Annotated in this window: 15 protein-coding genes; 12 read left to right on the forward strand and 3 right to left on the reverse strand. The window is 69.5% G+C overall.

Annotated features, from left to right (window positions below; genetic code table 11):
- Nucleotides 1-813, forward strand: an 813-nt coding sequence (locus IIE03_RS16105) for a cytochrome c oxidase subunit I (protein WP_192863779.1), incomplete at its 5' end; no start/stop codon positions are given.
- Nucleotides 810-1229, forward strand: a complete 420-nt coding sequence (locus IIE03_RS16110) for a cytochrome c oxidase subunit 4 (RefSeq protein ID WP_192863780.1) — start codon at nt 810-812, stop codon at nt 1227-1229. The genes IIE03_RS16105 and IIE03_RS16110, both read left to right, overlap by 4 nt.
- Nucleotides 1230-1371: 142 nt before the next feature.
- Here IIE03_RS16110 and trpD read toward each other — a convergent pair whose 3' ends face one another.
- Nucleotides 1372-2403 carry an anthranilate phosphoribosyltransferase gene (gene trpD / locus IIE03_RS16115; protein WP_192863851.1) on the reverse strand — a complete coding sequence of 344 codons (1032 nt, stop codon included), beginning with the start codon at nt 2401-2403 and terminating at the stop codon, nt 1372-1374.
- A 100-nt stretch (nt 2404-2503) separates the two neighbouring features.
- A complete protein-coding gene (locus tag IIE03_RS16120) occupies nt 2504-2944 on the reverse strand; it encodes a response regulator transcription factor (RefSeq protein ID WP_192863781.1) in 441 nt (146 codons plus the stop codon).
- A 186-nt stretch (nt 2945-3130) separates the two neighbouring features.
- Between IIE03_RS16120 and ctaE the strand changes: the two genes are divergently transcribed.
- The 5 genes from ctaE to IIE03_RS16145 all read left to right on the forward strand — a co-directional run bounded on the left by ctaE (nt 3131) and on the right by IIE03_RS16145 (nt 8191).
- Nucleotides 3131-3784, forward strand: a complete 654-nt coding sequence (gene ctaE, locus IIE03_RS16125; RefSeq protein WP_192863782.1) for an aa3-type cytochrome oxidase subunit III — start codon at nt 3131-3133, stop codon at nt 3782-3784.
- A 104-nt stretch (nt 3785-3888) separates the two neighbouring features.
- Nucleotides 3889-4668: a cytochrome bc1 complex diheme cytochrome c subunit gene (qcrC, locus tag IIE03_RS16130; protein WP_192863783.1), complete on the forward strand. Its 780-nt coding sequence runs from the start codon at nt 3889-3891 to the stop codon at nt 4666-4668.
- A 5-nt stretch (nt 4669-4673) separates the two neighbouring features.
- The gene (qcrA, locus tag IIE03_RS16135) at nt 4674-5732 is read left to right on the forward strand and encodes a cytochrome bc1 complex Rieske iron-sulfur subunit (RefSeq protein ID WP_192863852.1); all 1059 of its coding nucleotides are present in this window, start codon (nt 4674-4676) and stop codon (nt 5730-5732) included.
- Between the two features lie 56 nt (nt 5733-5788).
- The gene (gene qcrB, locus IIE03_RS16140; RefSeq protein ID WP_192863853.1) at nt 5789-7459 is read left to right on the forward strand and encodes a cytochrome bc1 complex cytochrome b subunit; all 1671 of its coding nucleotides are present in this window, start codon (nt 5789-5791) and stop codon (nt 7457-7459) included.
- A gap of 96 nt (nt 7460-7555) precedes the next feature.
- Entirely contained in the window at nt 7556-8191 is a 636-nt protein-coding gene (locus IIE03_RS16145) for a superoxide dismutase (protein ID WP_192863784.1), read from the forward strand.
- A gap of 214 nt (nt 8192-8405) precedes the next feature.
- Here the strand turns inward: IIE03_RS16145 and IIE03_RS16150 are convergent, their stop codons facing one another.
- Nucleotides 8406-8687: an Lrp/AsnC family transcriptional regulator gene (locus tag IIE03_RS16150; protein WP_192863785.1), complete on the reverse strand. Its 282-nt coding sequence runs from the start codon at nt 8685-8687 to the stop codon at nt 8406-8408.
- 176 nt (nt 8688-8863) lie between these two features.
- Between IIE03_RS16150 and IIE03_RS16155 the strand changes: the two genes are divergently transcribed.
- The 5 genes from IIE03_RS16155 to IIE03_RS16175 all read left to right on the forward strand — a co-directional run bounded on the left by IIE03_RS16155 (nt 8864) and on the right by IIE03_RS16175 (nt 14684).
- Nucleotides 8864-9640, forward strand: coding sequence for a DeoR/GlpR family DNA-binding transcription regulator (locus IIE03_RS16155; RefSeq protein WP_192863786.1), 777 nt, complete (start codon nt 8864-8866; stop codon nt 9638-9640).
- 433 nt (nt 9641-10073) lie between these two features.
- The gene (locus IIE03_RS16160; protein WP_192863787.1) at nt 10074-11438 is read left to right on the forward strand and encodes an ABC transporter substrate-binding protein; all 1365 of its coding nucleotides are present in this window, start codon (nt 10074-10076) and stop codon (nt 11436-11438) included.
- Entirely contained in the window at nt 11435-12322 is an 888-nt protein-coding gene (locus IIE03_RS16165) for a carbohydrate ABC transporter permease (protein WP_192863788.1), read from the forward strand. The genes IIE03_RS16160 and IIE03_RS16165 overlap by 4 nt, the downstream gene beginning before the upstream one ends.
- A complete protein-coding gene (locus IIE03_RS16170; RefSeq protein WP_192863789.1) occupies nt 12319-13206 on the forward strand; it encodes a carbohydrate ABC transporter permease in 888 nt (295 codons plus the stop codon). Before IIE03_RS16165 ends, IIE03_RS16170 begins: the two co-directional genes overlap by 4 nt.
- 29 nt (nt 13207-13235) lie before the next feature.
- Nucleotides 13236-14684: a mannitol dehydrogenase family protein gene (locus tag IIE03_RS16175; protein ID WP_192863790.1), complete on the forward strand. Its 1449-nt coding sequence runs from the start codon at nt 13236-13238 to the stop codon at nt 14682-14684.
- The last annotated feature ends 126 nt before the right edge of the window (nt 14685-14810 follow it).

The raw sequence follows: 14810 nt of genomic DNA on the forward strand, positions 1-14810 counted from the left end.
GGCGTGAAGTTCTTCAACTGGATCGGCACGATGTGGCGAGGAAAACTCACGTTCGAGACACCGATGCTGTGGAGCATCGGGTTCCTCGTGACGTTCCTGTTCGGCGGCCTGACCGGCATCATCCTGTCGAGCCCGGCCCTGGACTTCTCGCTGTCCGACTCCTACTTCGTCGTGGCCCACTTCCACTACGTGGTGTTCGGCACCGTGGTGTTCGCGATGTTCGCGGGCTTCTACTTCTGGTGGCCCAAGATGACGGGGAAGATGCTCTCGGAGCGTCTCGGAAAGCTGCACTTCTGGCTGCTGTTCGTCGGCTTCCACATGACCTTCCTCATCCAGCACTGGCTGGGCGTGTGGGGCATGCCGCGCCGCTACGCGGACTACATGCCGGAGGAGGGCTTCACGATCGCCAACCAGCTGTCGACCGTCGGCGCCTTCATCCTGGCGGCCTCGACGCTGCCGTTCCTCTGGAACGTGTACACGACGGCGCGCAACGCGCCGAAGGTCGCCGTGGACGACCCGTGGGGCTACGGCCGTTCGCTGGAGTGGGCCACGGCCTGCCCGGTGCCGCGCCACAACTTCACCTCGCTGCCGCGCATCCGGAGCGAGTCGCCGGCGTTCGACCTGCACCACCCGGAGGTCGCCGCGATGGACCACCCGGAGTACAACCGTGACGTGCTGATGAACGTCCTGGGCGAGGCAGACCGCCGGGGTGCCGACATCCAGGGCCAGGAACGCGTGGTCTCCGGGTCGGGCGCCCAGGAGCAGAGCACCACGGTCGTCGTCGAGGACGGGGAAGAGGAGAGCGGCAAGTGAAGATCGAGACCAGGCTGTTCATCGCGGGAGCGCCGCTGTTCTTCCTCGCGGCGATCGTGTACGGGTTCTGGACGTACAGCATCAGTCCGGACGGGCACTGGGAGCCCGTCGGCACGCTGGGCATCCTGCTCGTGGGCGCGATGGTCTTCATGGTCGGCTTCTACCTGATGCTGACCGCGAAGCGGATCGACGAGCGCCCGGAGGACTCGGAGAACGCCGAGATCGCCGACGGCGCGGGGGACCAGGGTGTCTTCGCCCCGTGGAGCTGGTGGCCGCTGGCCATCGCGGGCTCCGCGGCGCTCGCCTTCCTCGCCATGGCCGTCGGCTGGTGGATCATGGGCATCGCGGTCCCGCTCGGCATCATCGCCCTGATCGGCTGGGTGTTCGAGTTCTCGCGCGGCACGCACGCGCACTGACCCCGCAGCACGCCGGAACCCCCATGAGCCCGCGGGCTCATGGGGGTTCCGCGCGTCCGGACCGTGTCCGGACCAGGTTCTGGGTCCTCGATCTGCCGTCGGCGTGGTCGGCACGAGGGTGGTCGGCCGCGAGGCCCGGGAGCTACCTGGCGGCCTCGATCCAGCGGTTCAGGGCCTGCTGGGTGGCGCCCGTGTCGATCGACCGGGCCGCGTGGGCCAGGCCCGCCGAGAGGCGATCCGTGAGGGAACCTGACGCCGTGCCCTCCAGGGTGCCGTCGGCCACCAGGGCGGCCGCCGCGTTGAGCAGCACGGTCTCGCGGACCGGACCCTGGTCCTCGCCCGAGAACACCCGGCGCGCGACCTCCGCGTTGTAGGCGGCGTCCGCCCCCCGCAGGTCCTCGACCTTGATGCGGCTCATCCCCAGGTCGGTCGCCGCGTCCAGGCGGTGCTCCAGGACCTCGCCACCGCGCACCTCCCAGATCGTGGTGCCGGCCGTGGCCGCCAGCTCGTCGAGTCCCTCGTCCCCGCGGAACACCAGGGCGTTCGTGCCGCGCTCGGCGAACACGCCCGCCATCAGCGGCGCCATGCGCGCGTCCGCGCAGCCGACCGCCGTCGCGCGCGGCTGGGCCGGGTTCGTCAGCGGCCCCAGGAAGTTGAACGCGGTCGGGACGCCGAGCTCCTTGCGGGCGACGCCGGCGTGCCGCATCGACGGGTGGAACACCATCGCGAAGCAGAACGTGATGCCGGCCTCCTGGGCGATCTGCGCCACCCGCTCGGGCGCGTGGTCCAGCCTGATGCCGAGCTGCTCGAGGACGTCCGCCGCGCCCGACGACGACGTCGCGGCCCGGTTGCCGTGCTTCACCACGCGGATCCCGCAGCCGGCGAGCACGACGGCGGCCATCGTCGAGATGTTCACGGTGTGCGCGCGGTCGCCGCCCGTGCCGACCAGGTCGACCGTGGGGCCCGGTACGTCGATCCTGGTGGCGTGCGCGAGCATCGACTCGACGAGGCCGCCGAGCTCGTCGACGGTCTCCCCCTTGACGCGTAGCGCCACGAGGAACCCGGCCAGCTGCACGGGGGAGACCTCGCCGGTCATCACCTGGTCCATCGCCCAGGCCGCGCGTTCCTTGCCCAGGTCGTCGCCGGCCATCAGGGAGGCCAGCAGGCCCGCCATCGTCGGTTCACCGGTCGCTGCGTTCGTCACTGTACTGGCCACTTCGTCGGTCCTGGTCCTGGTCTTCCGGTCTGTGCGGGGGTCATCGCGCCGAGCGCGCTCACAGCAGGCCGGCCACGGCCGCCTGCAGGGTGATCGGGTCGAGCGGGCGGGCGACGGTGTCGTCGGCCTGCGACCACGACGCGAGCCAGGAGTCCTGCGGCCGCCCGGTCAGCACGAGCACCGGCGGGCAGTCGTACAGCTCGTTCTTCAGCTGGCGGCACACCCCCATGCCGCCCGCCTTGTCCGCCTCGCCGTCGAGCACGAGCAGGTCCCACCGGCCGGAATCGGCGGCGTCGACGACGGCCGCCGGGGTGGCGACCTCGTGCCAGACGATCGGCGGCGCGTCGGCGGAGATCCGCGGGCCCACGGCGAGACGTACCTGCTCGCGCACGGTGTGGTCGTCGCTGTACAGCAGGATCCGCGGGGCCGGGCCGGACGGCGTCGTATGGCCCGCCGTCGCCTCGGACGCGGGGGAGGGAGCTGTGGTCACGTCAGTCATCGAAGGGCATCCTCTCGCGGGTCAGGTCCCCCGGCATCGTGGCACATCGGATGCCTCGGCGGCAGGGTGGTCCGCCCACGTTTTCATGGCACTGTGCTTTTGCGCGTCACCAAGTGATGGCTTTGTGACATTCTTCGCGCGCTCGGTGGCCCGCTCGGTCATCACCGGGGGTTCACGTCAGCCATAATGGCTGACGTGTCGACCGCAACGGCTGCAGCCACCCACACCCATCAGCATGTGACAGTGAACCGTCCGAACCCCGTGTCGGTCGGGACCATTGTCTGGCTCGCGAGCGAGCTCATGTTCTTCGCGGCCCTGTTCGCGATGTACTTCACGGTGCGGCAGGTCCTGCCGGCCGAGGAATGGGCGGCCCAGACCGAGCACCTCAACATCCCGTTCGCCGCGGTCAACACCACGGTCCTGGTGCTCTCCTCGGTGACCTGCCAGATGGGCGTGCTCGCCGCCGAGCGCTTCCAGCCGCGGCGCAGGGGCAGCGTCTGGGCCTTCTGGTCCTGGGGCATGCACGAGTGGATGGCGCTGACCTACCTCATGGGCGCGTTCTTCATCGGCGGCCAGGTGATGGAGTACGCGGAGCTGGTCCACGCCGGCGTGAGCATCTCGTCCAGCGCGTACGGCTCGGTCTTCTACCTGACGACCGGCTTCCACGGGCTGCACGTGGTGGGCGGCCTGATCGCCTTCCTGTTCCTGCTCGGTCGCTCGTTCGCCGCCCGGAGGTTCGGGCACCACGAGGCCACCACCGCGATCGTCGTGTCGTACTACTGGCACTTCGTCGACGTGGTGTGGATCGCGCTGTTCTTCGTGATCTACATCCTGCAGTAGGCCCTGCCGGCCGCGGCCGCGCCGGCACGGGATGTCACATCGCGGGCCCCCAGGGCGTCATAAGAGAAGATGCAAGTACTCACGCACGAGACGAGGATCAATCCGTGAAGGCACTCGCCGCCCGCAGGCATCACCGGCTGGCGCCGGTCGTGCTCCTGCTGATGGCGCTGCTGGTCACCGGCGGCATCTACGCCGCTCTCGCGCCCACCGAGGCGCAGGCAGAGACCGTCAGCACCGAGGACATCGAGACGGGCAAGAAGCTCTTCCAGGCGAACTGCGCCACCTGCCACGGCCCGAACGCCGAGGGCACCGAGGGCGTGCCCTCCCTGGTGGGCGTCGGAGCCGCCGCCGTGGACTTCCAGGTGTCGACCGGCCGCATGCCGATGCAGGCGAACGGCCCGCAGGCGATGGCGAAGCCGCCGCAGTTCGGCCCGGAGCAGACCGCCGCGCTCGCCGCCTACATCTCCTCGCTCGGCCCCGGCCCGGCGATCCCGACCGACGAGCAGGTCGACGCGGAGCTCGGTGATCCCGCCAACGGCATGGCCCTGTTCCGCACCAACTGCGCGATGTGCCACAACGCCGTCGGCGCCGGTGGCGCGCTGAGCGAGGGCAAGTTCGCCCCGTCGCTGTTCGACACCAGCGAGCGCAACATCTACCAGGCGATGCAGACCGGCCCGCAGTCGATGCCGGTCTTCAACGACGCCAACATCACCCCCGACGAGAAGCGCGACATCATCGCCTTCCTGGTCGAGCAGCGCGAGGGCTCCGCGGGCGGTGCCTCGCTCGGCTCCCTCGGCCCGGTCAGCGAGGGCGTGTGGGCCTGGGTCGTCGGCCTCGGCCTGCTGATCGGCGCGGCAGTCTGGATCGGAGCGAAGTCCTCGTGAGCGACATGAACCACCCCCACGACGCCTCGACCGAGGTGACGCAGCCGTCCGGCGCGGGCACCGAGGTCGTGCAGTCCGACAAGTTCGCGGATCCGGGCGTCCCGGCGCACAAGCGGCGTCTGACCGACATCGACCCGAGGTCCGCGAAGCGGAACGAGCGGATCGTCACGCTGCTGTTCGTCCTGTCCTGCCTCGGCGCGGTCGGCATGATCGTCGCGTACGTCGCGGTGCCGCCGGAAGGCACCACCGAGAGCGTGCGGACGTCCACGCTGCTGCTCGGGGTCGGCATGGCCGTCTCCCTGCTGGGTATCGGCATCGCCGGCATCCACTGGGCCAAGGCCCTCATGGGCGACGCCGAGATGGTCCAGGACCGGCACCCGATCCGCAGCTCCGACGAGGTCCGCGCCGATGCCGTGCGCGATCTGAACGAGGGCCTGGAGGACTCGGGCGTCGTCGGCCGCCGCGGCGTGCTCAAGGGCGCCGCCCTCTCGGCGCTCGCGCTCTTCCCCCTGACCATCGCCGTGCCGCTGATCGGCTCGGTGGGCGGGGACTGGAACGTGTCCAAGTTCAAGCACACGATGTGGAAGAAGGGCACCCGTCTCGCGATCGACCCGTCGGGCCGCCCCATCAAGGCCAGCGACGTGAACATCGGCTCGGCCTTCCACGTCATCCCGGAGACCACCGAGGAGTACCGCGAGTCCCACGAGTGGATCACCGAGAAGTCCAAGGCCGTGGTGCTCATGGTGCGGGTGCGCCCGGAGGACCTGAAGTCGGACCAGTCGCCCGAGGGCGAGCAGTGGTCGTACGACGGCATCGTGGCCTACTCCAAGATCTGCACGCACGTCGGCTGCCCCGTGGCGCTGTACGAGCAGCAGACCCACCACCTGCTGTGCCCCTGTCACCAGTCGACGTTCGACGTGGCGGACAGCGCTAAGGTGGTGTTCGGCCCGGCGAAGCGCCCGCTGCCGCAGCTGCCGATCACCGTCGACGACGAGGGCTACCTCGTGGCGCAGGACGACTTCGCCGAGCCCATCGGCCCGAGCTTCTGGGAGCGTCTGAAGTGAGTACCGCACACGACACCGCGACGGACGGGGCGGCGGCTCCGGAGCCGACGACGGGGATGGGCAAGGCGGCGGACTACCTGGACCAGCGGACGAGCATCGGCGCCGCGGTCAAGGAGTTCGCGCGCAAGGTCTTCCCGGACCACTGGTCCTTCATGCTCGGCGAGATCGCGCTGTTCAGCTTCGTCGCGCTGATCATCTCCGGCATCTTCCTCACCATGTTCTTCGAGCCGTCGATGGAGCTCACCGAGTACCACGGCGAGCACCCGGCCACGGCGACCGGTCAGCTGATGTCGGTGGCGTACGCGTCCACGCTCGAGATGTCGTTCGAGGTGCGCGGCGGCCTCCTGATGCGTCAGCTGCACCACTGGTCCGCGCTGATCTTCATGGCGGCGATCGTCGTGCACATGATGCGCGTGTTCTTCACCGGCGCGTTCCGCAAGCCGCGCGAGCTGAACTGGCTCGTCGGCTTCACGCTGCTGATCCTGGGTCTGGCGGCGGGCTTCTCCGGCTACTCGCTCCCGGACGACGTGCTCTCCGGCAACGGCCTGCGCATCACCGACGGCGTCGTCAAGTCGATCCCGGTGATCGGCTCGTTCATGTCCTACATGATCTTCGGCGGCGAGTTCCCCGGCGAGCACATCATCCCGCGCCTGTTCACGATCCACATCCTCATCGTGCCGGCGCTGATCGTGGCGCTCATCGCGCTGCACCTGTTCCTCATGGTGCTGCACAAGCACACGCAGTACCCGGGCGGCGGCCGTACCGACAAGAACGTCGTCGGCTACCCGGCCCTCCCGGTCTACGTGGCGAAGATGACGGGCAACTTCTTCATCATCTTCGGCGTGCTGACGCTCATGGGCGCCACCATGGCGATCAACAACGTGTGGAACTACGGGCCGTACGACCCGTCCCCGGTGTCCGCCGGCGCCCAGCCCGACTGGTACATGCTGTTCCTCGAGGGCTCGCTACGGCTCATGCCGGGGCCGGGCTTCGAGTGGGAGATCTTCGGCTACACGCTGTCGATGAACGTCCTGATCCCGGCCGTCATCGTGCCCGGCATCCTGTTCACGTTCCTCATCGTGTACCCGTTCGTCGAGGCGCGCGTCACCGGCGACAAGCGCGAGCACCACGTGCTCGACCGGCCGCGCAACGTCCCGGTCCGCACCGCCCTCGGTGTCGCGTTCCTCTCGGACTTCATCCTCCTGGCGGCCGCGGGGTCCAACGACCTCATCGCCACGCACTTCGGGATGTCGATCAACCAGATCACGTGGGCGTACCGGATCCTGTTCTTCGTGCTGCCGGTGGTGGCGTTCGTGGTCACCAAGCGCATCTGCCTCGGCCTGCAGCGCAAGGACCGGGAGCTGGTGCTGCACGGGCACGAGTCCGGACGCGTCGTGCGGTACGCCAACGGCGAGTACATCGAGGTCCACACGCCGCTGGGCGACCAGGAGCGCTGGCTGCGCGTGAACTACGACGCCCCGGCTCCGCTGGAGATCGAGCCGAAGATGGACGCGCGTGGCGTGAAGCGCAAGGGCTACGGCGCGGACAAGCGCTGGCAGAGCCTCTCCCGCTTCTTCTACGAGGACCGGGTGGAGCCGGTGACTCCGGCGGAGCTCGCCGCGGCGCACTCCCACGGGGATCACGACGCGATCGAGGGCGGCCGGCATGCCGCACCGGCTGCCGTCGGCTCCGGCCGCACGGACGGCACAGACTCGCAGGAGCACTGAGCGACCTGCGGAACCAAGCGATGGCCCGGCTCCTCATCCGTTCCGGCGGGCGGGGAGTCGGGCCGTCGTCGTCTCATCGAGGAGGAACTACGCACAATGGCTGAGTACACGCTCCCTGACCTGAGCTACGACTACGGGGCTCTGGAGCCGCACATCTCGGCGAAGGTGATGGAGCTGCACCACTCCAAGCACCACGCGACGTACGTCAAGGTCGCCAACGAGACGCTGGAGAAGCTCGCCGAGGCGCGCGACAAGGGTGACCTGGGCTCGATCAACCAGCTCGAGAAGAACCTCGCGTTCAATCTCGGCGGTCACGTCAACCACTCCGCCTTCTGGACCAACATGTCCCCGGAGGGCGGCGGCGAGCCCACCGGCGAGATCGCGACCGCGATCGACGAGCACTTCGGCTCGTATCTGAAGTTCAAGGCGCACTTCACGGCCGTCGCGACGACCGTGCAGGGTTCGGGCTGGGCCATCCTGGCGTGGGACTCGATCGGCGAGAAGCTCGTCGTCGTCCAGCTCTTCGACCAGCAGGGCAACATCCCGATGGGCCTCACGCCCATCGTGCTGCTCGACTGCTGGGAGCACGCCTACTACCTGGACTACCTGAACGTCCGCCCGGACTACATCAAGGCCTGGTGGAACATCGTCAACTGGGCCGACGCGTCCGAGCGCCTGGCGCGCGCGAAGGCCCAGACATCGGGCCTGATCGTCCCGCAGGCGAAGCTCTGAGTTGAGGCCGCGAGCCGGCCGGAACTGAATCGGCCGGAACCGGGCCGGCCGGAACGGTGGGGCCCTGCGCCTCGTCGCGCGGCCCCGAGCACGTTCTCGGTCCGGTGAGTACGACGACGGTCCGTGGTCCCTTCCGCTCCGACGGGACCACGGACCGCCGTCGTCGTCCGTCGGGGACCGTAAGGGCTGAGCCCGGCGGCTCCGGACGACACCGTCAGTCGTCGAGGCCCAGGGCGAAGGCCTGCTCCAGGTCCTTGCTGGAGTAGGCGCGGAAGGCGATCAGGGTCTCGGTGCGGGTGACGCCCGGGACCTTGTTCACGGCGTCGGACACCACGCCGGCGAGCTCCTCGTGCTCGTGCACGCGCACGATCGCGACGAGGTCGACCTTGCCGGTCACGGAGAAGACCTCGGTCACGCCGGGGATGTCGGTGACGGCCTCGGCGACCTCGGGGATGCGGGAGGTCTCGGCGTCGATGAGGACGATCGCGGTCAGCATGGCGCCATCGTAGTCATCTCGCCGGGCGGGCACGACGGGACCGGCGGGCCGCCACGGGCCCACGCGCCGCTGTGACGGCCGCCACGCCGCACGTGGACTCCTGGCCCCGGGATTGGCACGATGGGGCCCTATGAGGTGGAGCCTGACGAGGTGGCGTGACGGACGGGAGGTACGGCATGAGTGATGTCACGGAGCGCACGTCGTCGCGGGCGAAGGAGTTGCTCAGCCTTGTGCGCGGTCAGGGGCGGATCGAGGTCAGCGAGTCCGCCCGCCTGCTCGGCGTGTCGCAGGAGACCGTGCGCCGCGAGCTGCGCAAGCTCGAGGCCCAAGGGTTGATCCGGCGCAGCTACGGGCTGGCGTTCCCCGTGGAGTCCAGCACGTTCGAGACGGCGCTGGCGGAGCGCACGCAGAACTTCCCGGAGGAGAAGGCGCGGATCGCGGAGGAGGGCGCGCGGCGCGTCGGCGAGGCGCGCACCATCTTCATCGACGAGGGCTTCCAGTCCCTGCTCCTCGCCCGGGCGATGCCGGACGACCGCGACCTGACGATCGTGACCACGTCCCTCCCGATCGCGTCGGAGCTCTCGAGCCGGGACAACCTCCAGGTGATCATCGTGGGCGGCCGGGTGCGGGGAAACACGCTCGGCGTCGTCGACGGCTGGGCGACCGACATGCTGCGCGGCTTCCGCATGGACCTGGCGTTCATCGGGGCGAACGGGGTGACCGTGTCGGACGGGCTCACGACGCCCGACCCGGCCGTCGCGCACGTGAAGGCCGCGGCGATCGCGTCGAGCCACCGGAAGGTGTTCGTGGGGGCGCACCACAAGTTCGGCGTGACGAGCTTCGTCCGCTTCGCCGAGCTCACCGACTTCGAGGTGGTGATCACGGGCGTGGAGCTGCCCGCGGCCCGGGCGCGCGTCTTCAGCGAGGCGGGCGCCCACGTGGTCCAGGTCTGAGCACCGGTAAAAGTGTGCCAGGCGCGGAGAGTCCGATCCCGCGTCGTGACCTTCGCGTGACGTGTGCGTGATCTCCGCGTGACCTCCGCGTTGACCGGTTCGCGCGGGACCGTTTCCGGTTCGTGGACGTTGTCGGTGTGCGGTTGTGCGTTTCAGCCGCACGATTCCGTCGTCGGCGTGTGATCGCGGTCACGAGGTGACCGGACCTCGTGCCCGTTCTCCCGGTGACGTTGACCGGTTCGGCATGCCGTTCGTTGACCGCGTTGCGGGCCCGGCCCAGCATGACCGTGTTGACCCCGCGGTGCGTCCACGACCAGGCCGCGCCGCATGGCGACCGACGAGGAACGCGGCGTCGGGCGAGGCCGAGAGAGACGGCCCACCCGGACGGCCTCCGAGGAGATCGCCACGACACGCAACGACGAGGAGAAGAGCGATGACGCTCACGACGAGGATGCGCCGGGCCACGGTTCCGGCAGTGCTGGCCGCCGGCGCGCTGGCGATGGCGGGCTGCGCGGGTGCCGGCGGTGGCGGCGGCGGAACGGGTGACGGCGGGGACGGTCCGGTCGAGCTGACGCTCGCCACCGTGAACAACCCGCAGATGAAGGACATGGAGGAACTCAAGGGCGAATTCGAGGAGTCCCACCCCGACATCACGGTGAACTTCGTGCAGATGGAGGAGAACGATCTGCGCGACGCCGTGACCAAGGACATCGCTACCGGCGGCGGTCAGTACGACATCGTCACGATCGGCTCGTACGAGGTGCCGATCTGGGCCGAGAACGAGTGGCTCGCCGACCTCACGGAACCGCTCAGCTCGGACGCCGAGTACGACGTCGACGACCTGTTCGCCCCGGTGAAGGACGTCGTCTCCGTGGACGACCGGCTGTACGCCGTGCCGTTCTACGGCGAGTCGTCGATGCTCATGTACAACGAGGAGATCCTCGACGAGGCCGGGATCACCCTGTCGGAGAACCCCACCTGGGACGAGGTCGCCGAGGCGGCCCGCGAGGTGCACTCCGACGACGTGACCGGCATCTGCCTGCGCGGCAAGCCCGGCTGGGGTGAGCTCTTCGCCCCGCTGACCACCGTGGTCCAGACGTTCGGCGGCACCTGGTTCGACGCCGACTGGAACGCCCACGTCAACGACCCCGAGTTCCGCGAGGCCGTGCAGTTCTACGTCGACCTCGTGGAGGACGCCGGCCCTGCCGACCCCGTCTCGACCGGCTTCACCGAGTGCCTCAACACCATGACCCAGGGCAAGGCCGCCATGTGGGTGGACGCGACCGTCGCCGCCGGCATGCTCGAGGACCCGGAGGCCTCGGAGGTCGCGGGCAAGATGGGCTACGCCCACGCCCCGGTCAAGGAGACCGAGGAGTCCGGCTGGCTGTGGTCGTGGAACCTGGCCATCCCGCAGACCACGCAGAACCAGGACGCCGCCATCGAGTTCGTCAAGTGGGCCACCAGCAAGGAGTACCACCAGCTCGTCGGTGAGGAGCTCGGCTGGACCCGGGTGCCCCCGGGCGCGCGTCAGTCGACCTACGAGATCCCCGAGTACGTGGAGGCCGCCGAGTCGTTCGCGCCGATCACGCAGGACATCATGCTGGCGGTGAACCCGACGCAGCCGGGGCTGTACGAGCAGTCCTGGACCGGCATCCAGTACGTGACGATCCCCGAGTTCCAGGACCTGGGCAACCAGGTGTCGCAGGACCTGTCCGACGTGTTCGCCGGGCGTTCCGAGCTCGGACCCGTCCTCGACCGCGGGCAGCAGCTCGCGCAGGAAGCCGGGGACGCACAGTGACCACAGGGCGCCGCGGCCTGGCGATCTCCCGTGCGCTGCTCTGGCCGGCGCTGATCGTCGCCATCCTGCTCACGCAGATCCCCCTGGTGGCGACGCTCTACTACTCGTTCCAGGAATGGAACCTGCTGCGACCGGGACAGCGCGGGTTCGTCGGGTTCGACAACTACGTGAAGGTCCTCTCCGACGGCTCGTTCCTGTCATCGCTCGGGAACACCGTCGTGGTGACCGGCTCGGCCGTGGTGGGTGCCACCCTGCTCGGCCTGCTGTTCGCCGTGCTGCTGGACCGCAAGTTCCTGGGCCAGAGCGTGGCCCGGACCCTGATGATCACGCCGTTCCTCGTCATGCCCGCCGCGGCGGCGCTGATCTGGAAGTGGTCGATCCTCGACTTCACGTACGGCATGGCCAACTGGGGCCTGTCTCTGGTGGGTCTCCCGCCGGTGGCGTGGAACACGGACCTGCCGGCCGCGACCGTGATCATGGTGCTGATCTGGCAGTACACGCCGTTCGCCATGCTCATCCTCCTCGCGGGGCTGCAGTCGCAGTCCCGCGAGGTCCTGGAGGCGGCGTCGGTGGACGGCGCGGGGCCGCTCCGCACGTTCACCTCGATGACGCTGCCGCACCTGCGCCAGTACGTCGAGATCACGGTGCTGCTCGCGACGATCCTGCTGCTCCAGGTCTTCGACCCGGTGGCGATCATGACCAACGGAACGGGCGGCAGCAAGACCCTGTCGTACCTGCTCTACGAGCGCGCGTTCATCGGCCTGGAGGTGGGTGAGGCCGCCGCCTACGGCGTCATGACGGTGATCGTCACGATCATCGTGGCCACGGTGGCCCTGCGCACGCTGTTCAAGGTCTTCTCGGAGGAAGGGCTGATGAACCGATGACCACGACCACGCTCGGCCTGCCGGTCACGAAGGCCCCGGCGCCCCCGGTCCGCAAGCCCGCCAGGTGGGCGACCCGCCGCATCCGCGGCATCGCGCTCACGACTGTGACGTGGATCGCGGTCCTCGCGTTCTTCTTCCCGGTCGTGTGGATGGTGTTCACGGCCTTCAAGCCGGAGAGCCAGGCGGCGACCCTGCCACCCACCTTCGCCCCGGATCTCACGCTCGACCGGTTCCAGGCCGTGTTCGACCGGGGCATGCTCCCGTACCTCATCAACTCGGCCAGCGCGAGCCTCGGGTCCACCCTGCTGGTGCTGGCGCTCGCCATCCCGGCGGCGTACGCACTGAGCGTCCGGCCCGTGCGGAACGTGCGTGACCCGCTGTTCTTCCTCATCTCCACGAAGTTCATGCCGGTGGCGGCGTCGATCATCCCCGTGTACATGCTGCTGCAGGCCGTGGGCGGCCTCGACAACATCACGTGGCTGACGATCCTGTACGTCGGGATCAACCTGCCCATCGCGGTCTGGATGATGCGGTCGTTCCTGGCCGAGGTGCCGCGCGAGATCATCGAGGCCGCACAGATCGACGGCGCCGGTCTGCGCACGGAGATCTTCCGCGTGGTGCTGCCGATCGTCCTGCCCGGCGTCGCCGCGGCCGGCCTGATCTGCTTCATCTTCGCCTGGAACGAGTTCTTCCTGGCCAACCTGCTGACCACGCAGGTCGCCCGGACGACACCGCCCGTGCTGGGGAGCTTCGTCGACGGACGAGGGCAGTTCCTGTCGGTGCTGTCCGCGGCGTCGACGATCGCGATCGTGCCCGTCGTGATCGCCGGCTGGGTCGCGCAGAAGCAACTGGTGCGAGGGCTGGCGATGGGTGCCATCAAGTGACACGTGAACAAGTGAGCGAGGACCGATCGATGACAGCAGACCTGGCGGCCCTCGAGGCCCCGTACGACCGGTCCGGGGTCACCCCCGGGATCGTTCACATCGGGGTGGGCGGCTTCCACCGCGCACACCAGGCCGTGGTGATCGACGACCTGCTGCGTCGCGGGGGGCACCGGGACTGGGGCATCAGCGGCGTCGGGCTGCTGCCGGGCGACGCCCGCATGCGGGACGCCCTGGCCGCCCAGGACAACCTGTACACGCTGGTGATCAAGCACCCGGACGGGACGCTGGAGCACCGCACAGTCGGCAGCATCGTGGAGTACCTGCTCGCGCCGGACGACCCCGAGGCCGTCGTCGAGCGCCTGGCCGACCCGGCCACGCGGATCGTGTCCCTCACCATCACCGAGGGCGGGTACAACTTCGACCAGGTCTCCGGCGAGTTCGACACGGCACACCCCGCCGTCGTCGCCGACGCCGCGCCCGGGGCGGTCCCCACGACCGTCTTCGGGTACGTGGTGGAGGCGCTGGCGCGGCGCCGCGAGCGCGGCATCCCGCCGTTCACGGTGATGTCGTGCGACAACGTGCAGGGCAACGGCGAGAAGGCGCGGACGGTGTTCTCCGCGTTCGCGGGCCTCCGGGACGCGGAGCTCGCGGACTGGATACGTACGGAGGTCGCGTTCCCGAACTCGATGGTGGACCGGATCACGCCGGTCACCACCGACGCGGACCGGGAGCTCGTGCGCGAGCGAATCGGTGTCGAGGACCGCTGGCCGGTGGTCGCCGAGCCGTTCTTCCAGTGGGTGCTGGAGGACGAGTTCCCGCTCGGCCGCCCGGAGTGGGCGGACGCCGGGGTGCAACTGGTCGACGACGTCGAGCCCTACGAGCTGATGAAGCTCCGCCTGCTCAACGCGTCGCACCAGGCGATGGCCTACTTCGGCTACCTGGCCGGGCACCGGTACGCGCACGAGGCGACCGCGGACCCGGCGATCGCGGCGCTGCTGCGCGCCTACATGGAGTCCGAGGCGACGCCGACGCTGCGGCCGGTGCCGGGCATCGACCTGGACGACTACCGTGCGACGCTGCTGGAGCGCTTCGGGAACCCGGCGGTGCGCGACACCATCGCCCGGCTCTGCATGGAGTCGTCGGACCGCATCCCCAAGTGGCTGGTGCCCGTGATCCGGGAGCGGCTCGCGGCGGGCGGGGACGTGCGCCTGTCGGCGGCGGTCGTGGCGAGCTGGGCCCGCTACGCGGAGGGCGTGGACGAGGACGGGCGGCCGATCGACGTCAACGACCGGCTGGCCGAGGTCCTGGTGCCGCGCGCGCGGTCACAGCGGTCCGACCCGCTCGCGTTCCTGCGGGATCCCAGGCTGTTCGGCGACCTCGTCGACGAGCCCCGGTTCACCGAGCCCTACCTCGACGCGCTCGACAAGCTCCACACGCTCGGCGCGGCCGCCACCCTCAAGCGGCTCGTCGGGGAGTGAACCACCCGCCGGGTCCGCCGGGATCCCGTCCGACGGCGGTCCGGGCGTGGCGTCGGACAGGTCGGTCGGCGTCCCGGCCGCGCGGACCCCGGGGACGGAGGGCGTGACGTCGGGGTGTCCCTCGTG

Source organism: Myceligenerans pegani (assembly GCF_014892515.1).
Taxonomy (GTDB): Bacteria; Actinomycetota; Actinomycetes; order Actinomycetales; family Cellulomonadaceae; genus Myceligenerans; species Myceligenerans pegani.